Consider the following 20,642-nt stretch of genomic DNA (forward strand, 5'->3'; position numbering starts at 1 on the left):
CAGGGAAGACAAGACCATGAAGTTCTATAAATCCGCCATGGCCGCCCTGATGGGTTCGGCCCTGCTCGTTGCCGCTCCGGCATCCGCGCAGATTACATCAATACAAGAACTGCTTAACCAGGTTCGCGCCGATGCGGCCGAGCAGGATCGGATCAACACGCAACGCGTCCGCGAATTCGAATCCAATGCAGCACAGCAGACTGAAGAATTGCGTCGGGCTCGTTCTGAGCTGGCACAACTCGAAGCTCAAGCGCGTCGCGTGGAAAGCACATTTTCGGCCAACCAAAACCAGATCGACGGACTTAAGGGTGAGCTTACAGCGGCCCAAGGTGAGTTCGGCGAAGTGTTTGGCCTCGCACGGTCAATGGCCGGTGAATTCAAATCTACATTGGATCGCTCACTGATCACGGCGCAACTGCCGAACCGGACAGAAGTTCTCGGACGCGTTGCAGAATCTGACGCCTTGCCGTCAACATCTGATTTGAATGCTATCTGGCGCACAATGTTGGAAGAGATCGTTGAGCAGCGCAAAGTGGCGAGTTTCTCCGCTCAAGTTGCTGGCATTGATGGTCAAACTGGTGTGACGCGCGTTGGTCCTTTTGTCGCCTTCACAGAAGATGGCGGTGAGTTCCTTCAATATAACCCTCCATCCTCAGGCGGCGAAGATTTGCCGCGCCTGTCTCTGCTTCCGGCTCAACCCGGTGGCGCCATTCAATCCGCAGCTGATCGCGTGTTGAACGCCAGTGCAGGTGAAGTTGTTTATGCGCCGATCGACCCAACCCGCGGCGAGCTTCTCAAGACTTTCGACTTGCGTCCTGGTCCGTGGGAGCGTGCTCAACAGGGTGGTATCATTGGTAACATCATCATGTTGCTGGGTGCGGTGACTGGTCTTCTTGGTCTTCTGTTGATTGTCCGTCTGTTCCTCATCCGCATGGCGGTTGCTGGTCAGAAGCGGAAGTCGCAGCCATCTAAGTCCAACGCTCTGGGTCGCGTTATGCTGGCCTATGAAGGCGCGCGGAATGCGGATGCAGACACAGTTGAGCTGAAGTTGGACGAAGCTATCTTGCAAGAGAGTCCGAAACTGGAATTCGGCCTGAACTTCATCAAGTTGATCGCTGGTATCGCGCCGCTGCTTGGCCTTCTGGGTACGGTCACAGGTATGATCCAAACCTTCCAAGCCATGATGATCTATGGTGCTGGTGATCCACAACTGATGGCTGGCGGTATCTCCGTGGCCCTCGTGACCACCATGCTCGGCCTGATCGTCGCGATCCCGCTGCTGATCATCCACAGCTTTGCCGCCTCTCTGGCACGTTCCGTCCAGTCAACACTGGAAGAACAGTCTGCCGGTATCGTGGCGCGTCATGTGGAATCGCGCAGCGCTGGCTCGGTTGGTGTAGCTCCGGTTACAAAAATCTAGCTTGAAGTAGGTCTGCGCACGTTGTGCGGACCTGCGGTTGAACCTGTGGCGAGGCTTTTGTCTCGCCGCTATTCCACTGACCCCGAAAGGACGACCCAATGGGCAATATCATCGGCGGCCTTCAAGGCTTTCTGCAACAGGGCGGCCCCGTTCTCATCCCGATTGCGATTGTTATTTTCGCGATGTGGACCTTCATTCTCGAACGGATCGCTTATTATCTTCTGGCTCACAAGCCGATGAAAAGTCGGCTGAGGTCCGAATGGGAGGCTCGCACAGATCGGTCTTCATGGCGTGCTCTCGCAATCCGTGACGAAATGATCAGTCAGGTCAAAGAACGCACTATTTCCAACGTCGCCCTTATTAAAACATTGGTTGCTCTGGCGCCGCTGCTCGGTCTCCTTGGAACCGTAACGGGCATGATCGACGTGTTTGATGTGTTGGCTTATTCCGGATCCAGTTCAGCCCGCTTGATGGCGGGTGGTGTGTTCCGGGCGACCATCCCGACAATGGCCGGTATGATGGCTGCACTTTCGGGTCTTTACTTCTCCACTGTTTTGCCGCGCTGGAGCGCACGCGAAACCGCCCGGTTTGCCGACGAACTCGTCGTCGACCGCGGCGCTTACTAGGAGGCACTGTCCATGAGACGCGCCCGCCGCCGAAATAATGACGACGAAGCCGATGTCGATATGACACCGATGCTCGACATCGTGTTTATCATGCTCATCTTCTTCATCGTGACGGCTGTCTTTCTTGACGAAACCGGTCTGGATATGACCCAGCCGCCACCACCGCCGGAAGACCAGCCACCACCGACTAATCCTCCGCCAGCGATTACCGTTTATGTCGACGAAAATAGCCAATGTTCAGTTGACTCATTGCGGTCGACCTGTGGCGGCGTTCTCGCCCGCATCGAACGTCAACTTGCTGATAAACCCGGTGCATCGGTCATCTTGCGCTTCCATCCGGATGCGAAGCACAACATCCTTGTTCAGTTGAAAGACGGGCTGGATGGACGCGGCATGCAATCCAAAATCGAAGTCGTCAAAGACACGGCCTAACGGCTGTCTGGCTGGTGACGCACTATTCTGCGCCACCCGCTTGTCACGCTGCTTTGTAAATGATATAAGGTAACACTATGGCACGACGCTCTCGCACTGTCCTTGAAGACGAAGGCACCGAATTGAACATGACGCCGATGCTCGACGTCGTCTTCATTCTACTCATCTTCTTCATCGTCACATCGGTGTTTGTTAAAACTCCCGGCCTTGAGCCCTTAAAGCCTGAGGCGACAACGGATGTTGCTTGGAACCCGACTATTCTAGTGGCGGTTGATAGTGCATCTAATGTCTGGATCGATAAGCGACCTTACAAGATTGGCGAAATTCGTCCGATCTTGACGGCGCTACGTGACGAAACACCAAAGGCGAATGCCATCATTCAAGCGGACCGCGATGCAGACGTCGGAACCGTTATGGGTGTTCAGGAGCTGTTCCAAGATCTGGGTGTGACCACCCGGGTCGGAACTGAATAGGAAGGATAGGCCGTTATGGGTTTTTTACGCTGGTTAGCCATTGTCCCCGCTGCAATCGTTACGGTTGTTCTTTTTGTCCTAATGATGAGTCTCATTTCTGAGGAATTCAAACCTCAAGATAAACTCGATCTACAATCCTTTGAAATCAACCCGAAGGTTGAAGATTTGAAGCTGCTAGAGCGTGAGACTAAAATTACTGAGATCAAAAAGATCGAAACACCGCCCCCGCCGCCTCAGATTGAACGTCAAAAAGCTGACCGTCCTGCTGAGCCAATCGCGTCGTTGGAAGGCGCAGTTCCAGAATTTGAAGCGCCGGAAATTGATCGCTCGCAGTTTCAGATCACTGTGTCCGATCGCGACGCACAACCACTCGTTCGTATTCCACCGATCATGCCGCCCCGCGCGGAGAAGTCTGGACATTGCAAAGTTCGCTTTAATGTGAGCCCTGAGGGCGCGCCATTTGACGTGGTTGCGACCTATTGCACCCAGTCTTTGTTCGAACGTCCGACCGTCAAATCGGTCCAGAAGTGGAAGTATAATCCGAAAATTCAAGACGGTCGCCCAGTGGGTCGCTCCGGTGTTGAATCAAGGATTACATTCCGCCTTGCGGATGAGCGGGGCAATGTCATTCCCGAGTAAATTGGGCTGACACGACACAAGCCGAAAGGCTTATTCGGTGAGGGTTCGGCGCAGCGCGTCGTACTCAAACCCAAACAAGATTACGGGAGACGTTCATGACTATTCGTCCGAGATCGATGAGCCTCAAAGCGAAAAGCGCAAAGCTTTTAGGAGCGAGCTTGTTTGCCATTGCCTGCGTCGGCATAATCGCTCCGGCGACTTTAGATGTGGCCTATGCGCAAGATGAAGAGGCAGCTGTTGAAGGTCGCCAGTTCTCAGCCAAGGCCGGCGAAAAAGTGAATGAAGCGCTTCAGATGATGAATGCGGAAAATTCGCAGGGAGCGCTCAATGTTCTCAATGCATTGTTGAGTTCTGGTGTGGCTCTCAACCCTTATGAACGATCCACGATCTATCAGATGCTGGGTCAGAGCTATAATGATGTCGGCAACACACCAGGCGCACTTCGCGCCTTTCAGGACGCCATTAATGCAGGTGGCCTACTGCCGAACGAAGTCGATAACATCAAGGTCGTCATTGCCCAGTTGATGATCGTGAATGGTCAGTACCGCGAAGGGGCAACAGCTCTTGAAAACTACCTTGCGCAAGGCGGTCAAGAGAAGCCTGCTTATGTCGAGCTCCTTGTCCAAGCTTGGGTGGAAGCCGAAGACTATGCTCGGGCGCGACCTTGGGCTGAGAAATGGTTCAACAGTGCGAATCCAAAGGAACGCAAACATTTTGATTTGCTGAACTTCCTCTATAACAATCTCAATATGCCTGAGCGTCAGGCTGATATTGTCAAACAGATGATCCAAAAATGGCCGGGTGATCAGACGCTTTGGAACACATGGGCGTCAATGTTGGGCAATGGCGGTCGTGAACAGGACGCCTTTGAAGTCAACAAAATGCTCTATCTCGGCGGTGCTATGACCGACGAACGGGAAATCAAAAAAGTCATTCAATATTACTCCTATTACGAGATGCCATACCAAGCGGCTCAAATTCTCGCTCGCGAGATGAATAGTGGTCGTGTGAAGCGGACCCCGGAAAATCTTGAAGAGCTGTCGAAATATTATCGGACGGCTCGCGAGTATAAGAAAGCGATTCCGATCTTAGAAGAGGCTGCGCAGCAATCAAATTCGGCTAAGCTTTATGCCGCTTTGGGCGAGGCTTATTTTAACGAAGGTGATTGCGGTAAGGCTGAAACCTCGTTCCGTAGCGCTATTGATCGCGGCTATGACGCGGGTAAATCTTGGATGCAGGTTGCAAACTGTATTTATGATTCAACGCAGACCGCGCCGCGGCTCGATTGCTCCATGACGGAAGCAGAAATGGATAATGCCCCCATTACTCGGATCCGGGCTCAAGCTATCGAAGCCTTCAATAGAGTGCCGGCTGGGTCACGCGAATCGCGCAATGCTCGTAAGTGGCTCAAATTTGTGTCTGAAGAACGCGATGCCGTTGAACGTCGTTGTGAGTTCGAAAAGAATGTCGAGCGGGAACTCTGCTACTCAAAAATCAAGCTGGAATATGACAATATCGTCTTTGCTGGCGGCGAGTTTGCGCTCGATGATGAAGAGTGCATGAAGTTCAAAGCGGATTACGATGCCCTTTATGTTCGGACTACAACCGAATAGGTCACTCGACCGCCCACAAGATAAACCCAGCCTCTATGGCTGGGTTTTTTTATGCCTATTAGACTTTCAAACGTTTCGCCTGGCTGACTCACCCTCGATGAGAAAAGACGAGCGCTGCCGTTATAGCCGCCGCTCCGAAGTCTTCTTCGCGCGGTATGACGCCATTCTGGATATATTTCAAAACTTCCGGGCTGAGGGAGGCCGTCAGCGACCAGTTCCAATAGCGCAAGACTGTCTGTGCTTTGTCGGTTGAGATTGTGTCATAGGTCTCGAGAACACGCGCGAAAGCGGGATTTATTTGACCGTCCGGCGTTTCGGTCTGCCGCCCAAGTCCTTTCCAAAGCGTCCGCATGTGGTCACGTTTTAGGCCCGGCGCCTTACAGAAAATTGCGATGGGCTGGCCGCCCTTATCCATCAGGATTTGCGCGCCTGTGGCGGGTTTGATCCCGGCCATATATGAAATTTCCTCGGTCATTTTGCGCGTTAATCCGGTGCGCGCAATATCCTCAATCGCATGTTCAAGGCTGTCATAAGGAGAGCGTTCTGTGGCTGCGCGGTTGCGTTGGCGGCGTTCGATAAATTGCAGGGCTTTGCGGACGCCCGCATCTTGCCATCCATCTTGTGCGGCGAGCGGGTATAAATCTCCGGCGCTCTCTTGCAGTACATGTCGTGTGACTGCGAACCGTTGCAGAATCCGCCTACGATTGGACGTATCTGCCCACCAATACATGGTTAGACCATGACTCGGGCGTAGCTCATCGCGTTTGACCAAGAGTTCGACATAAGGCTGATGGGATCGTGAAATGGTCAGGATCCGCTGGATCGCCGTGTCGGATAGGTTCGACCCTTTATTCTTAAGCAGAGTCTCGACGACATCCTCTTCCATGAATTCGACGAGAACGTCGACGACGGCGTCCGAGATGTGACGACGTTGGGCCATGACCTTCCGGTGGTCCTCTTTGACCTTCCGCGCAATATGGATGAGGTCAGAGTCGGTCAGACTCTTGGAGTTCTCCAAAACGTGCCGGGCAATCTCTATCTTGTCCTTAGCCAAAATGACCAAGATGGTCCGAGGCGCTTCGTTGAGCATAACGAGGCGTTTGGCTACGGCCTCACGTATATCGGGTTCTGTTGAGCGGAGCAGCTCGACCAACACGTCGCCCGCCATGTGGCGTTCTTGGGGGGTGAGTTTTGACGCAGGTAGGCAGATCGCATCGGCTAGACGCCGAGACAATTGACGACGCACGGTATCCGTGGGCGTGTCGACCTGCTGGGCAGGCTCCAACTCCAAAGCTTGGGCGGGCAACGACATTGTGTGTCCGGTCTACGACTGGGGTGCGGCAAAAGACCGACCCTCCAATGAAAAGGGTAAGCAGAAGCCCTTAACAGTCCGTGACCATCGGCCTAGACGACGCGCCATGACTAACACTCCGCCCAACGCCCCCAAGGCCGAAAAACGCCCCTACCAACAAAGTCGTTTCGGTCATCAATGGACCGACGATTATGCATGGCTGAAGGATACAAACTGGCAGGCGGTGCTACGCGACCCCTCGAAACTCTCATCTGACATCAGAACGCATTTAGAGGCAGAGAATCGCTACACGGAGTCGGCGTTGAGCCCATTAAAGGCTCTCGACACGGCACTATTCGAAGAGATGAAGGCCCGACTGGAACCCGCCCGGTCCTCGACGAAACTACCGCATGGTCCTTGGCGGTACTACCACCGTTTTGAAGCGGGCCAGGAACATGGCACCTATATTCGCGAACCTAGAGAGGGCGGCACGGCGCAAACCTTGCTGGACGCCGAAGCGCTGAGTCAGGATGCGGATGGATTTTTCGATGTTGGCGATGTGAGTCACAGCCCGGATCATGCCCGTGTTGCCTATGGTCTGGATCTAAAGGGGGCTGAAAACCACCAAGTGTTTGTTGGTCCTGCCTCCGGCGGGGATGCAGACTTCACGGGTATTGATACAGCCGCAGGCGCTCTGGTCTGGGCGATGGATTCAAAAACCCTCTTCTGGGTCGAGCGCGATGAGAACCAAAGACCGTCAAAAGTCCTCTATCGAGATATTGATAGGTCCAGCGCGGCAAACACAGCCTTCACGGAATCCGATCCAGGGTTTTTCGTGAACGTGGGCAGTTCAGACGATGACAGGCATATTGTTATCTCGGCCCATAATCATACGACCAGTGAGGTCTGGGCCGTGCCGATGGACAGGCCGGAGACGAACCCTGTCTGCTTTGCGATGCGTCGGAGCGGTATCGAATATGATGTCGCGCCACAGGGCGGGGTGACGTATATTTTGTCGAACGATCATGGCGCGATCGATTTTGCGGTATTCCAAACGAATACGCCATTGGGCGAGACAAGTGATCCGGCAAGTTGGTCCTCTTACATTGATCACCAGCCCGGGTGTTTAATCTTGGGTTTAGAGGCCTATTCCGGTCACCTCATCCGACTGGAGCGCGAGAATGCCCTGCCGCGTATCGTTATCCGCGACATGGCGGACAAAACGGAGCACGCCATTGAAATGGATGAAGCGGCTTACTCGCTCGGTCTTGTCGGTGGTTATGAGTATGATACGACGCTGATCCATTACAGCTATAGCAGTCCGACAACTCCGGCCTCGGTCTATGCCTATGATATGGCGACGCGCGAACGCAGCTTAGTCCATCGTCAGATTGTGCCGAGCGGGCATGACCCGGATGATTATGTGACGGAGCGGATAGAGATTACGGCGCGGGACGGGGAGACCGTTCCCGTGACGCTGCTATACCGCAAAGGGGTCAAGCCGGACGGATCGAACCCGGTTTTGCTCTATGGTTATGGCTCATATGGGCTGACTATTCCGGCGGACTTTCGTACCGGCCGATTGAGTCTGGTTGATCGTGGTTTCGTCTACGCCATAGCGCATATTCGCGGCGGGATGGCCAAGGGTTATGGCTGGTACGAAGCTGGAAAGCTGGACCGTAAGATCAATACATTCAATGACTTCGTTGATGTTGGGCACGCCCTCGTTGATCTCGGTTGGACGAAGCGCGGCAAGGTAGTGGGGCATGGCGGCTCGGCTGGTGGATTGCTCGTGGGGGCCGCGCTTAATCAAGATCCCGGTCTGTTTGGGGCCGTGATCGGGGCTGTACCATTTGTCGATGTGCTGAACACGATGAGCGATACGGATCTTCCATTGACGCCGCCCGAATGGCCGGAATGGGGTAATCCGATTGAGGATGAAACCGCGTTCCGGACGATCCTCAGCTATAGCCCGTATGAGAATATTCAGAAGGCGGACTACCCGCCCATATTGATTACGGGTGGGCTGACCGATCCGCGTGTGACCTATTGGGAGCCAGCCAAATGGGCGGCGCGACTGCGCGATCACCAGACGGGGGAGGCCCCAATCCTGCTCAAGATGAATATGGAAGCCGGGCATCAGGGCGAAAGTGGGCGCTATCAATCGCTTAAGGAAACGGCGACGGAATATGCCTTCGCGCTCTGGGCTGTGGGCAAAGCTTAGATGAAACGTCCGGTCTGCAGGTTTTTGCGCACATCGCGGGCGGGGATGACGCAGCCATTCATCACCGCATAAATACCGTGAGGGAGAGTTTGTGCCGCGATCAATGCGCCGCCGAGGTTGAATTCGGCGTCGGAACGCCACAGCGATTGCGGTCGCATAGCGCCCGTCAACACAACGGTCTTGCCCCGGACATGGCCGAGCAGATGCTGCGCTGTCTGTTCCATCGTTCCGGTCCCATGCGTGATCACAATGTTCTTTTCCGGGGCGTCTATAACGGCCCGTAGGATCGCGTCGCGATGGTCAGCCGTCATATCCAGACTGTCGATTGACATGAGACTTTCGACGCGCGGAAACTCAATGCGCCCATATTTCAGAATGTCGGAGACGGCTGTGCTGCCGTCAAAAACGAGCGTTTCCGTGCGCACGTCATGGACTTTGTCAATTGTGCCGCCCGTTGTAAGGATAAGAACGTCCATTTTAGCCTCCTGAACGTAGGATAAATGCGCCACAGAGCAGCCTTGCAGAAACGTGGCTTCTCCTTTTGCGCGCTTTCATCACACCCTATATAGAGTGTGAAGCAATCGGAGCCCCCCATGATCCTTACCCTAATGAAAGGCAAGATCCACCGTGCCACGGTGACTCAGGCCGATCTCCACTATGAAGGGTCGATCTCGATCGATCAGGACCTGCTAGAAATGGCGGGAATCCTGCCCAATGAGCAGGTGGACATCCTGAACATCACCAATGGCGAACGGTTTACGACCTATGCCATTACCGCGCCACGGGGTTCTAAGACGTTCGGCTTGAACGGCGCTGCCGCTCGTCGGGTGCAGCTTGGCGATAAGATCATCATCATTACTTACGCCCAAATGGACGCCGAAGTGGCTAAAAGTTATGTGCCGAATATCGTGCTGCTCGATGAGAATAATGAGGTGGTGAGTCCCCCGCTGGCTGCGAATGGGTGAGGGGCTGTGATAGTCCTCGGAGAGACCTCATTCATCATGGATGTCGCTAAAGTCCAGTTTCTGGGCCAATAAGATAATCCTCACCCGCACACGATCCTGCACGGGTGAGCCCTATTCAGAATAGGTTTGGCGATCGGAACGCCCCTCGGGATTTTTTAGATATAATCGCGCTGTGCTCGACTGACTTTCGAGTCCAATTTCAATGCAACATCCAAATTGACGTGAGAGATTTGTTCAACAATCTCTTGTGTGACTTCACGTGTGCAGCGTTGGATTTTCATCTGATGCCTGGGCGAGAAACGATCAAATTCTTGACCACAAATATCCTTGGCCAAAATGCTTATTCTTTCTAGGACTTGTTCCGCTCCGATAGTGGTCGAAAGCTCAGATTGTGCATAGCTGAATTCAACTGTCTTTGCGGACGCGGTTGTCGATGTCAGAGCTAAGGCGAGTGCGAAGCTGCCAAAAATTAAATGTATCTTTGAGCGCATTTTTGTCTCCTGAAGTCATACGCGATGTCGCGCTTCACAAGACTGCTGGAGCAAAGATCATTTTGGAATCGCGTTATTTTCCGAAGGTCGTGTCGAAAAATTCACGCTCGGATTTTATGACGTCGCGACTTCTTTTGTAATCCAGGCGATCACGTCCCTTATAACGGGGTTACGGTTTGCGTTCGGGGTGTGCGTTATAAAATAGGTCTTATTCCATGGAAGTCGTTGATCGGAAAAGGTCGTCAAATTTCCGTTTTCAATATTATGGCGCGCGATGACTTCCGGTAATAGGGCGATGCCTTGTCCAGATAGGGTGGCTTCAACGGCGACGAGCGTATCCTCTATTATGAAGGGGCGACGTGAATCGGTTAGGTCCAACTGGGTTAACTGACTCCACGCCCGCCATTCGTCCGATGAATGAATTTGGATACGGCGAGTGTTGCGAATGAAATCGTCTCGATCAGATTCGTCAATGTCAGCTAATAATACGGGTGAGCAAACGGGCACAAGCTGCCCTTTGACGAGCTGTGTTGACACGACGTCATCCCAGATTCCATGTCCATAACGTACTGTTAAGTCGACTTCTTCTCTGGAGAAATCAACGAGACGTTGGGATGTAAGAATTTCTAATTCGATGTCCGGTACTTCGTCTTTGAACTTGTCGAGACGCGGCACAAAGAATTGCGCTGCAAATGATGCCATCGTCGAAATCCGACAGATATTGGAGCGCGGCGATCGGCGAGAATATCTCGTAAACGCACTTGAGAGTAAATCGAAGGCGGGCTCGACAGAGGATCTGACGGTATAGCCGGCCGGTGTGAGTGTAAGACCGCCGGGTAATCGTTCGAATAGCTTGACCCCAATATAGTCTTCCAACGCCAATATCTGTTTGCTGATGGCCCCAGGCGTCACCCCAATCTCTTCGGCGGCTCTAGAAAAGCTTGTATGGCGGGCTGCGACTTCAAACGCGCGGATAGAGTTTAAAGGGGGCAGGGGTTTCGACATGCGCTAGGCATATCAAATCTTCGCTAATTCAGTGGGAAAAATAGTTTAAAGTGTCGTGAGGATTTTTCGTGTCTGAATGCGCGCCCGATTTATGAGGGTCCGCGCTTGGGTCACGGGGATGGTCGTGATTCCAAAAAAAAAGCCCGCCAAGATGGCGGGCTTTTCTATTTAGGACTGAAGAGGGAGTATTACTCCTCTTCCTCCGTAGAGACGACAGCCGCCTCATCAGGTTTAGCCACTGGCTCTGGGTGCTGCGCGCGAGACATGTCGGCTTCGGTCATAACGCCTTCGCTGGCGTCACCTTCAGTGACAGTTTCATCGGCAACAGCTTCAGGTGCATCACCGTCGAACATTTCCGCCGCGATTTCAGCCCGTTCTTGAGCGGATTCGTTGGCGTCGGCGCGATCTTCAGCCTGTTGTGTTGCAATCACGTCTTCGCCTTTGGCTTGACGCAGGGCTTCGTCTTCAGAGCGAGCCACATTGACCGTGATCGGCACAGTAACTTCAGCATGAAGGCGGATCAGAAGGTCATGGACACCGAGCGTTTTGATCGGTTTGTCGATGATGATCTGGTTCCGCTTGACCGAAATATCCTTGAGCATCAGCGCTTCATAGACGTCGCGGACGGACACAGAGCCGTAAAGCTGACCTGTATCACCAGCGCGGCGGATCATGGTGACCTGCGTGCCGTCAATGCCCTTGCCCTCTTCACCAGCGCGTTCACGGTTTTCCGCATTACGCTGTTCAAGATATTCACGCTCGGCTTCAAACCGGGCCTTATTGGCCTTCGTTGCGCGTAGCGCTTTATCCTGAGGGATCAGGAAGTTACGGGCGAAGCCCGGTTTGACGTTAACAACGTCGCCCATGGCGCCGAGTTTTTCAACGCGTTCGAGAAGAATGACTTCCATTGGTCTCGCTCCTCTACTTAACTTCGTATGGAAGCAGACCAAGGAAGCGCGCACGTTTGATCGCACGGGCTAGCTCACGCTGCTTCTTGTGGGAGACGGCCGTGATACGAGCCGGCGCGATTTTGCCCTTTTCGGACATATAACGCTGGAGCATCTTCGGGTCTTTATAATCGATTTTCTGGCCGTTCTCACCGGAGAATGGGCAGACTTTGCGACGACGCCGGAACGGGGTCCGGGACGGCAGATTTTCAATGCGAATGTCTTGTTTTGCCATGATGTTAGCCCTTTCCTAGTTGCGGTCGCGACGCTTGCGCTCTTCGCGCTTTTTAAGAATTGCAGACGGCTCTTCGTTGAACTCTTCAACGACGATCGTGATGTAACGTAGAACGTCTTCGTTGATACGGTGCTGGCGCTCGATTTCGTGCAGCAATCCGGGCTCAGCGTTCACTTTCAGCAAGCTGTAGTGCGCTTTGCGGTTTTTGTTCATACGGTAAGCGAGGTTACGCAGGCCCCAATATTCGGCACCTTCGACGGTCGCGCCGAGAGTTTCGATTTTGGTAGCGAGGGTTTGCATAAATTCTTCGACTTGGGTCGAGGAAATATCTGGGCGCGTGAGCACCACATGCTCGTAAAGAGCCATAGGATCGTCCTTCAGATCGTGGCGACGGCGATGTGGGCCCGTGAAGGTGAGACCAAACATCGATGGATGGGTAGGACGGGATCATTCCCGAAAACCCACCGTCAACCGGTGAAGCGCGCCACATATAGAGAGGGATAAGCGGTTTCAAGTAGAAATGGCCGTATTTGTGAGGCTGTAAATCATTGGCAGCCCCGAACCATTTCGGCTAGAACTCGCCTTTCACAGCCAAACAGCTGGACGAGGCATTCATGGCATTCGCATTCACATTTCCCGGACAGGGCAGTCAATTCGTGGGCATGGGCAAAGCCTTAGCTGATGCCTTTCCTTCAGCCCGCGCGGTGTTCGACCGAGTCGATGATGCGTTGGGCGAAAAACTTTCAGATTTGATGTGGGCGGGGCCAGCTGAGGAGCTGACAATGACCGCGAATACGCAACCTGCCTTAATGGCCTGCGGCATGGCGGCGATGGCGGCGTTGGAAGAAGCGCACGGTATCACGGTGGATCAGGCACAATTCGTCGCTGGTCACTCACTCGGCGAATATACGGCGCTATGCGCAGCGGGTAGCCTGTCCATTGAAGACACGGCGCGGCTACTCCGAATTCGCGGCAATGCGATGCAATCAGCGGTTCCGGCGGGCAAAGGCGCTATGGCCGCTCTATTGGGCGCGTCTTTTGAACAAGCTGAAGCGGTTGTGGATGCCGGTCTGGCCGAAGGGGATTGCCAAATCGCGAATGATAATGCGCCGGGTCAAATCGTCATTTCAGGTGAAAAGCGCGCCGTTGAAGCGGCGGCGGGTAGCGCGAAAGGTCTCGGTGTGAAGAAGGCTGTCATCTTGCCAGTATCTGCCCCTTTTCATTGCTCACTGATGCAACCGGCGGCGGATGCGATGGCGGACGCTTTGGAAGATGTTGATATGAATGTACCGAGCGTGGCCGTGGTGAATAATGTTCAGGCCGTACCCGTCACGGATCCGATCCAGCTGCGTACGGACCTTGTTACTCAGGTGACAGGCCGCGTTCGTTGGCGTGAAACGATGCAATTCATGTTCGATAATGGGGTTGATCTGTTCGCGGAACCGGGTTGCGGTAAAGTTTTGTCCGTTATGATGCGCCGTGCTTTGCCGGACGCGAAGGGCTTGCCGCTCGACACGCCGGAAGCTTTGGCGGAATTCGCAGACTTGTTGAAGGGATAGGGAATGTTCTCACTCGAGGGAAAACGCGCACTGGTGACAGGCGCTACGGGCGGTCTGGGCGGGGCTATCGCGCGCAAACTCCATGCGGCGGGTGCCCATGTCGCTTTGTCGGGTACGCGGGCTGAAAAACTCGAATCACTCGCGGCAGAGCTCGGTGATCGCGCGGTCATCACGCCGGCGAATCTGTCTGATGGCGACGCTGTGGATGCGTTGCCCGGACAAGCGGCGGACGCGCTCGGCGGATCACTCGACATCCTCATCGCCAATGCGGGCATTACCCGTGACGGACTTTTGATGCGGATGAAGCAGGATGATTTCGACGATGTCATCAAGATCAATCTCGAATCCTATTTTCGTCTCGCCAAAGCCTGTTTGCGGCCCATGATGAAGGCACGGTCAGGCCGAATCATTGGAATTACGTCGGTCGTGGGTGTGACGGGTAACCCGGGTCAGACCAATTATGCGGCGTCAAAGGCGGGAATGATTGGCTTTTCCAAGGCTTTGGCTCAAGAAGTCGCCACACGTGGCATCACCGTCAACTGTATTGCACCCGGCTTTATTAGCTCGCCCATGACGGATGAGCTGAATGAGGCGCAGCGTGACGCGACATTGGCTCGAATCCCTATGGGAACGCTCGGAACAGGCGATGATATTGCCCATGCGGCTCTCTATCTCGCATCTGATGAAGCCAATTATGTGACGGGGCAAACTCTGCACGTTAACGGCGGAATGGCGATGATTTAATACTGCGATCTCCGCAGTTTACTGGGGATTTAGCCCCTTTGGCGGGGTAGCGAAGCGATAGTTGCTGTGCTACTTGCGGGCGGGCAAAAAACCCGGCTGGGGTTGTATTTCAAGGGACTAACCCCAAACTAGCCAAAGAATTGGCCGGAATCGTCCGGCGCCGAACAAGGAAAATCTATGTCTGACGTACTGGCTCGCGTGAAGAAAATGGTTGTCGAGCATCTCGACGTGGAAGAAGAAAAAGTCACTGGAAACGCGCATTTCATCGATGATCTAGGCGCTGATAGCCTCGACAATGTTGAACTAGTCATGGCCTTCGAAGAAGAATTCGACATCGAGATTCCGGATGATGCCGCTGAGCACATTCAGACTGTTGGCGATGCCGTCAAATTCATTTCCGAGAAAGTCGGCTAAGGACACATCCTTATGCGAAGACGGGTTGTCGTCACAGGCTTGGGCCTCGTCACGCCCGTCGGATGCGGTGTTGAAGCCGCATGGCAAAATATTCTTGCAGGGCGTTCCGGCGCCCGCAAGATCACCAATTTTGATGTCTCAGACATTGCTTGCAAAATCGCTGCCCCGGTTCCCCGGAAAAGCGAGTTCCCAGACCGCGCTGACGCTTTCGATCCCGACAGTGTGATGAGCGCCCGCGATGCCAAGCGCATCGACGATTTCATTCTTTATTCTATTGCTGCGGCTGACCAAGCTCTGGCGGACGCCAATTGGGCTCCCAATGATCTTGGGGAAGAGGCTCAGTACCGCACGGGCGTCATGCTCGGCTCAGGCATAGGAGGTTTGCAAACCACCTATGAAGCCTCAATCACTCTGCACGAAAAGGGACCACGGCGTCTTTCTCCCTTTGTTATTCCCGCTATGCTGATCAATCTGGCGTCGGGACAAACCTCTATCCGACATGGCCTCAAAGGCCCGAACCATGCTGTCGTGACAGCCTGCGCTACGGGCGCGCACGCCATAGGCGATGCGGGGCGTCTCATTATGCATGGCGACGCCGATGTAATGGTGGCTGGCGGCGGTGAAGCGGCGATAAATCGCCTCGGAATTGCGTCTTTTGTGGCCTGTCGCGCCATGACGACCGGATTCAACGATACGCCTGAAAAAGCGTCACGCCCTTATGATAAAGATCGCGATGGATTTTTGATGGGTGAGGGTGCGGGGGCTGTCGTTCTTGAAGAATATGAGCACGCCAAAGCGCGCGGCGCGACTATCTACGCCGAACTGTGTGGCTACGGTCTGTCTGGTGACGCTTTTCATATTACCAGCCCGGCGCCGGAAGGCGAAGGTGGCTATCGGGCGATGAAAGCCGCGCTTGGCAATTCTGGGCTCAAGGTTTCAGACATTGGCTATGTCAACGCGCATGGCACCTCGACGCCAATGGGCGATGAGCTGGAAATCAAGGCAGTCGAAAAGCTGCTTGGCGATCACGCGTCCAACGTCCTGATGAGTTCCACCAAGTCCGCGACGGGCCACTTGCTCGGCGCTGCTGGGGCCATCGAATCAATTTTTTCTATCCTCGCTCTACGCGACGGCATGGCCCCACCGACCCTCAATCTGGATAATCCAAGCGTTGAGACATCGCTCGATTTGGTGCCGCATAAAGCTAAGCCATTCAACGCCAAGGCCGCGATGAGCAATAGTTTTGGTTTTGGCGGGACGAATGCCGCCGTGATTTTTGCTAAAGTCGACTAGAGCCGTTGATGGCTCGCGCTCCTCAACCTCAACAGGATAAGGCGCTTCGCCGGAAGAATCGCGTCACTCTGGTCATTGTCGCGCTCGGCGGGTTGATTACGCTTGGCATCGGTTTGTTGATCGCGGGCTATTCTTACCTGAATTACCGATATGAACGTGCGCCTGATCCGAGCGCTGAGACGGCGATTACCTTTGATGTCCCCCGTGGCTCTGGCCTGTCATCCATCGCCAATCGCCTAGAGGACGCGGGCCTGATCGATAATGCGGATGTGTTTAAGCTCGTCACGCGGATGCGCGGCAATGAAGCGAACTTCAAGGCGGGCGAATTTGCTGTCATCCCCGGCGCGTCGATGGCGTCGATTTATGACCATCTGGCCAATGGACGCGCCATTCTCTATCCGTTCACAGCCCCCGAAGGCATGACGTCAGCGCAGATCGTTCGAGCGCTCGATAGCACGATGACGCTCGTTGATGATGAGCCAACCATACCGCCTGAAGGCACATTGCTTCCTGAAACTTACCTGACTCCGCGCGGCATGACGCAATCCGCATTGCTGACGAAAATGTCGAATGCGCAAACCGCCTTGCTGGATGAGTTATGGGATAAGCGCGCGCCGGACTTGCCTATAAAAACGAAGCAAGACGCCATCATTTTGGCCTCGGTTGTCGAGAAAGAAACCGGCATCGGCATGGAGCGCGACAAGGTAGCCGGTGTTTTTATCAATCGGTTGCGGCGCGGCATAAGATTACAAAGTGACCCGACGATTATCTACGGTATCACACAGGGTGAACCGATCGGGCGGCGCATTTACCAATCAGAAATTGACCGCGTAACGGACTGGAATACCTATCAGATCCCCGCCCTTCCAAAGACGCCGATCTGCAATCCGGGTGCAGACGCTATCCGAGCGGTTCTGAACCCCGCGGAGACGGACGCCCTATTTTTTGTGGCGGACGGGACAGGCGGACATGCTTTTGCTGCAACACTGCAAGAGCATGAGCGCAACGTCGCGAAATGGCGCAAAATTCAGAGGGACCGGGGACTGAGGTGAAACAGAAACGATGAGCAATCTCGATACATTGAAAGATCAGAGGCGTGGTCTGATGATTGTGCTCTCCTCACCTAGTGGAGCAGGCAAGACAACGATGACTCGGCGCTTGCTGGCGCAAGACCCACAAATCGCCATGTCTGTGTCTGTCACGACGCGGTCTCCGCGTCCGGGTGAGCGCGATGGTGAAGATTATTACTTCATCACCAAGGACAAATTTGCTGCACTTGAAGCCGAGGATGAGCTTCTCGAACATGCTCGCGTGTTCGATAATTATTACGGTACGCCGCGCGAACCCGTGGAGGAGGCGCTGGCTGACGGTAAGGACATCGTCTTCGATATTGACTGGCAAGGCGCGCAGCAATTGACCGAAGCCGCAGCGGATGACCTCGTCAAAATTTTTATCCTACCGCCCAACATGCGAGAATTGGAACAGCGTCTCCGCACGCGCGCCCAAGACAGCGACGATGTGATTGCCAAGCGGATGAACAAGTCTGAAAATGAGATCAGCCACTGGGCCGAATATGACTATGTTCTCGTCAATGAGAATATCGACCGTGCCATGGGCGAGCTTCTATCAATCGTCACAGCAGAACGCATGCGCCGCAAACGCCAACCTTGGCTGAGCGGATTTGTTAAAGGTCTGATTGAAGGGCAATAGTTTCAAAAAGTCATCCGCACACGGGAACCCTATCGGACCTCGTGCGCTTCTATTCAGATGACCAACGGAACACTCAAAAACCGAAGCCATAGCGTCTTTACGTGGGTGAGTTGGGCGTTGCTGGCAGCGTCTGCGATAGCGGGTGTTTTTACAGGTAGTTGGGATCAGGTGTTTCTGGCGGCCGTTGTTTTCGGTCTGACCCTATTACCGTTTGTTTTCGAGAGCTGGACAGATCTGAGACTGCCGAAAAGTTTCATCGGAGCGGTCGTGTTTTTCCTAGTCGGTACGATTTTTCTAGGTGAAATTGGTGATTTCTACGAACGGTTCTGGTGGTGGGATGCGGTGATGCACACTGGCTCCGCGATTGCGTTTGCCATGATCGGTACAGTGATCATGCTGATCTTCGTGCGCGGTGACCGTCTCTCCGCGCCGCCCTTATTACTTGCAACGATGGCATTCTCATTCGCCGTATCAATCGGGGCGATCTGGGAAATTTTTGAGTTTGGCATGGATGTTATGTTCGGGCTGAACATGCAAAAATCAGGTCTCATTGACACGATGGGGGATCTGATCGTCGATGCTATTGGCGCCCTGATCGGTGCGGGAGCCGGCTATTGGTATCTAAAACGCGGCGGTTCAAAATTCCTGCCGCTGACAATCGAGAAGTTCGTCGCCGAGAACCCACAAGTGTTTGAAGACAAAGACGCTGCTAAATCGCCGCGCCGCGACACAATTGTTGAAACTGCGCCACACTGATCGTTTCCGGCCTAGCCTGCGGGTCAACACCTGCCGCTCCCAACCAATCGGCTAGGTCGAGCCCCTTACGTTTCGCGTAGGTCTTCAAAGAGGCTCGCAGCATTTTTCGCCTTTGGCCGAACGCGGCTTGGGTCAGTTCACCCAAAGCTTTGAGATCTTCAAACGGCGTATCCAGAGGGTCGATCACAATAACGGCGCTATCAACTTTGGGCGGCGGGGTGAATAACCGCGCTGGAACCTCCATGGCGATACGGCACTCACCGACACTCTGACACAGGACAGCCAGCCGACCATAAGCGCTCTCTCCCGGCTGGGCGCAGACACGCTGCGCGACTTCCAGTTGGAACATGAGCACGAGCTGCTCCCAAAATCGCGGACGGGCCGTGATCCAATCAACCAGCATTTTAGTGCCGACATTATAGGGAAGGTTCGCGACGATCTTCCGTGGGCCAGGCAGTGCTTCTGCGATATTGAGTTTCAACGCATCGCCGTGGTGAACGGAGAGTTTGCCGGAAGCGCGGGCGATATCATCTAGCAGAGGAAGAAACCGATCATCCATCTCAATGGCAAGGACGGACTCTGCGCCCTCTAAGATCAAGGCACGGGTCAGGCCGCCAGGACCAGGTCCGACTTCAGCGACATGAACGCCGTCGAGGGGTGTGGCGAGCCGCGCGATGCTCCGGGTCAGGTTGAGATCGAGCAGAAAGTGCTGCCCCAGAGATTTATCTGCGCGCAGCCCATGAATTCGAACGGTCTCATGCAGTGTCGGCAGCGCGTCCATACGTTCAGTGACCATGGCGATGGGTCGCGATTTCTCGCGCTTTCCGTAAAGCCGCAATCAGACTGTCAGGTCGGGCAATACCCTGACCGGCAATATTGAAAGCTGTACCGTGATCCGGCGACGTTCGGACAATCGGCAAACCCAGTGTGACATTGACACCGCGATGAAAGTCCAACGTCTTGACCGGGATAAGCCCCTGATCGTGATACATGGCAAGCACGCCATCATAAGTCAGGCGTGCCTCAGCATGGAATAGCGTATCCGCCGGGAGCGCATCGCTAATGTCGTGTCCCTCACTGCGCAAAAGCCGACAGACGGGATTGATCACATCCTGTTCTTCCGTACCGAGCGCGCCATTTTCGCCAGCATGCGGATTAAGTCCACAGACAGCGAGGCGCGGATTTTCGATGCCGAAATCTAGTTTTAATGCCCCGAGGAGGGTCCGCGCGGCGCTCATCACGACGTCAGGCGTTAGCGAGCCGCTGGTTGTTTGAAGCGGAATATGAATGGTCGCGAGCCCGACACGCAAATCTCGGTTCTCGCTGTCAGGTGCCGTGAGCATCATAACCGGGCCGGGATGATAGGGAGCGGCGACACCCTTACAAAGTGCGCCTAGATATTCAGTATGGCCCGGGAAAGAAAAGCCAGCCCGATAGAGTACATCTTTGGCGATTGGGTTCGTCACGACCGCATCGGCTTGACCCAACAGGGCCTGTGTTACAGCGGTCTGAATGCTGCGTGTGATCGTGTCAGCGTGGACTGGATCAGCCTGCCCGGGAATGGCGGCATTGCCCTCAATAGGCAGGACAGGCAGCGCATGGCTGAACTGATCGGATGCTTCAGAGATATCTTCAAGCAGCGCAAGTGGATGCTCAGACCGCGAGACGCGTTTCAAGGCCGATGGTGGAGCGATAACCGCAAAGGCTAGCTCAGGATTGCCGCGGAGCCGCTCCCAAGCCTTCCACGTGACCTCAGGGCCAATGCCCGCCGGATCGCCCAAAGTCAGGGCGAGCGGCCGCATTGA

Annotated in this window: 23 protein-coding genes and 1 pseudogene; 15 read left to right on the forward strand and 9 right to left on the reverse strand. The window is 54.4% G+C overall.

The window, feature by feature from the left end:
* The first annotated feature begins 16 nt into the window (after window positions 1–16).
* The 6 genes from QQL54_RS13850 to QQL54_RS13875 all read left to right on the forward strand — a co-directional run bounded on the left by QQL54_RS13850 (window position 17) and on the right by QQL54_RS13875 (window position 5,203).
* On the forward strand, window positions 17–1,420 hold the full coding sequence (locus tag QQL54_RS13850; protein WP_284391842.1) for a MotA/TolQ/ExbB proton channel family protein: 1,404 nt from the start codon (window positions 17–19) through the stop codon (window positions 1,418–1,420).
* Window positions 1,421–1,518: 98 nt separating this feature from the next.
* Complete coding sequence (locus tag QQL54_RS13855) at window positions 1,519–2,046, forward strand: MotA/TolQ/ExbB proton channel family protein (protein WP_284391845.1); 528 nt, start codon at window positions 1,519–1,521, stop codon at window positions 2,044–2,046.
* Window positions 2,047–2,058: 12 nt separating this feature from the next.
* Window positions 2,059–2,478, forward strand: coding sequence for an ExbD/TolR family protein (locus QQL54_RS13860; protein WP_284391847.1), 420 nt, complete (start codon window positions 2,059–2,061; stop codon window positions 2,476–2,478).
* Window positions 2,479–2,555: 77 nt separating this feature from the next.
* The gene (locus tag QQL54_RS13865; protein WP_284391850.1) at window positions 2,556–2,951 is read left to right on the forward strand and encodes an ExbD/TolR family protein; all 396 of its coding nucleotides are present in this window, start codon (window positions 2,556–2,558) and stop codon (window positions 2,949–2,951) included.
* A 15-nt stretch (window positions 2,952–2,966) separates the two neighbouring features.
* Window positions 2,967–3,590: an energy transducer TonB gene (locus QQL54_RS13870; RefSeq protein WP_284391853.1), complete on the forward strand. Its 624-nt coding sequence runs from the start codon at window positions 2,967–2,969 to the stop codon at window positions 3,588–3,590.
* A gap of 95 nt (window positions 3,591–3,685) precedes the next feature.
* Entirely contained in the window at window positions 3,686–5,203 is a 1,518-nt protein-coding gene (locus QQL54_RS13875; RefSeq protein WP_284391857.1) for a tetratricopeptide repeat protein, read from the forward strand.
* Between the two features lie 88 nt (window positions 5,204–5,291).
* On the opposite strand, the gene QQL54_RS13880 is transcribed toward QQL54_RS13875, so the two are convergent.
* Window positions 5,292–6,515 carry a DUF2336 domain-containing protein gene (locus QQL54_RS13880; RefSeq protein ID WP_284391859.1) on the reverse strand — a complete coding sequence of 408 codons (1,224 nt, stop codon included), beginning with the start codon at window positions 6,513–6,515 and terminating at the stop codon, window positions 5,292–5,294.
* 106 nt (window positions 6,516–6,621) lie between these two features.
* Between QQL54_RS13880 and QQL54_RS13885 the strand changes: the two genes are divergently transcribed.
* Entirely contained in the window at window positions 6,622–8,718 is a 2,097-nt protein-coding gene (locus QQL54_RS13885) for a S9 family peptidase (protein WP_284391861.1), read from the forward strand.
* Here QQL54_RS13885 and QQL54_RS13890 read toward each other — a convergent pair.
* On the reverse strand, window positions 8,715–9,194 hold the full coding sequence (locus QQL54_RS13890; protein ID WP_284391863.1) for an asparaginase: 480 nt from the start codon (window positions 9,192–9,194) through the stop codon (window positions 8,715–8,717). The genes QQL54_RS13885 and QQL54_RS13890 overlap by 4 nt on opposite strands.
* Window positions 9,195–9,311: 117 nt before the next feature.
* On the opposite strand from QQL54_RS13890, the gene panD reads away from it, so the two are divergent.
* Entirely contained in the window at window positions 9,312–9,683 is a 372-nt protein-coding gene (gene panD, locus QQL54_RS13895) for an aspartate 1-decarboxylase (protein WP_284391865.1), read from the forward strand.
* 155 nt (window positions 9,684–9,838) lie between these two features.
* Here panD and QQL54_RS13900 read toward each other — a convergent pair whose 3' ends face one another.
* The 5 genes and pseudogenes from QQL54_RS13900 to rpsF all read right to left on the reverse strand — a co-directional run bounded on the left by QQL54_RS13900 (window position 9,839) and on the right by rpsF (window position 12,727).
* A complete protein-coding gene (locus QQL54_RS13900; RefSeq protein ID WP_284391867.1) occupies window positions 9,839–10,174 on the reverse strand; it encodes a UrcA family protein in 336 nt (111 codons plus the stop codon).
* Between the two features lie 114 nt (window positions 10,175–10,288).
* Window positions 10,289–11,179, reverse strand: coding sequence for a LysR substrate-binding domain-containing protein (locus tag QQL54_RS13905; protein ID WP_284391870.1), 891 nt, complete (start codon window positions 11,177–11,179; stop codon window positions 10,289–10,291).
* A 326-nt stretch (window positions 11,180–11,505) separates the two neighbouring features.
* Window positions 11,506–12,087 (reverse strand): annotated as a pseudogene (gene rplI, locus QQL54_RS13910) (50S ribosomal protein L9); the annotation flags it as partial.
* A gap of 13 nt (window positions 12,088–12,100) precedes the next feature.
* The gene (rpsR, locus tag QQL54_RS13915; RefSeq protein WP_284391874.1) at window positions 12,101–12,361 is read right to left on the reverse strand and encodes a 30S ribosomal protein S18; all 261 of its coding nucleotides are present in this window, start codon (window positions 12,359–12,361) and stop codon (window positions 12,101–12,103) included.
* Window positions 12,362–12,376: 15 nt separating this feature from the next.
* Window positions 12,377–12,727 (reverse strand): 30S ribosomal protein S6, encoded by a 351-nt coding sequence (gene rpsF / locus QQL54_RS13920; RefSeq protein ID WP_284391876.1) that lies wholly within the window; start codon window positions 12,725–12,727, stop codon window positions 12,377–12,379.
* Between the two features lie 248 nt (window positions 12,728–12,975).
* On the opposite strand from rpsF, the gene fabD reads away from it, so the two are divergent.
* From fabD to QQL54_RS13955, 7 genes are all read left to right on the forward strand, one after another.
* Entirely contained in the window at window positions 12,976–13,920 is a 945-nt protein-coding gene (fabD, locus tag QQL54_RS13925) for an ACP S-malonyltransferase (protein WP_284391878.1), read from the forward strand.
* A gap of 3 nt (window positions 13,921–13,923) precedes the next feature.
* Window positions 13,924–14,664 (forward strand): 3-oxoacyl-[acyl-carrier-protein] reductase, encoded by a 741-nt coding sequence (gene fabG, locus QQL54_RS13930; protein ID WP_284391880.1) that lies wholly within the window; start codon window positions 13,924–13,926, stop codon window positions 14,662–14,664.
* A gap of 177 nt (window positions 14,665–14,841) precedes the next feature.
* On the forward strand, window positions 14,842–15,078 hold the full coding sequence (locus QQL54_RS13935; RefSeq protein ID WP_284391882.1) for an acyl carrier protein: 237 nt from the start codon (window positions 14,842–14,844) through the stop codon (window positions 15,076–15,078).
* Between the two features lie 12 nt (window positions 15,079–15,090).
* Window positions 15,091–16,371 (forward strand): beta-ketoacyl-ACP synthase II, encoded by a 1,281-nt coding sequence (fabF, locus tag QQL54_RS13940; RefSeq protein ID WP_284391889.1) that lies wholly within the window; start codon window positions 15,091–15,093, stop codon window positions 16,369–16,371.
* An 8-nt stretch (window positions 16,372–16,379) separates the two neighbouring features.
* Entirely contained in the window at window positions 16,380–17,423 is a 1,044-nt protein-coding gene (mltG, locus tag QQL54_RS13945; RefSeq protein WP_284391891.1) for an endolytic transglycosylase MltG, read from the forward strand.
* A 10-nt stretch (window positions 17,424–17,433) separates the two neighbouring features.
* Window positions 17,434–18,081, forward strand: coding sequence for a guanylate kinase (gene gmk / locus QQL54_RS13950; RefSeq protein ID WP_284391892.1), 648 nt, complete (start codon window positions 17,434–17,436; stop codon window positions 18,079–18,081).
* Between the two features lie 57 nt (window positions 18,082–18,138).
* Window positions 18,139–18,837 (forward strand): DUF2238 domain-containing protein, encoded by a 699-nt coding sequence (locus tag QQL54_RS13955; protein ID WP_284391893.1) that lies wholly within the window; start codon window positions 18,139–18,141, stop codon window positions 18,835–18,837.
* Here the strand turns inward: QQL54_RS13955 and rsmA are convergent.
* On the reverse strand, window positions 18,791–19,633 hold the full coding sequence (gene rsmA / locus QQL54_RS13960; RefSeq protein ID WP_284391894.1) for a 16S rRNA (adenine(1518)-N(6)/adenine(1519)-N(6))-dimethyltransferase RsmA: 843 nt from the start codon (window positions 19,631–19,633) through the stop codon (window positions 18,791–18,793). The genes QQL54_RS13955 and rsmA overlap by 47 nt on opposite strands.
* Window positions 19,623–20,639, reverse strand: coding sequence for a 4-hydroxythreonine-4-phosphate dehydrogenase PdxA (pdxA, locus tag QQL54_RS13965; protein ID WP_284391896.1), 1,017 nt, complete (start codon window positions 20,637–20,639; stop codon window positions 19,623–19,625). Before pdxA ends, rsmA begins: the two co-directional genes overlap by 11 nt.
* Between the last annotated feature and the right edge of the window lie 3 nt (window positions 20,640–20,642).

This window comes from Algimonas ampicilliniresistens, assembly GCF_030159955.1.
GTDB classification, from domain to species: domain Bacteria; phylum Pseudomonadota; class Alphaproteobacteria; order Caulobacterales; family Maricaulaceae; genus Litorimonas; species Litorimonas ampicilliniresistens.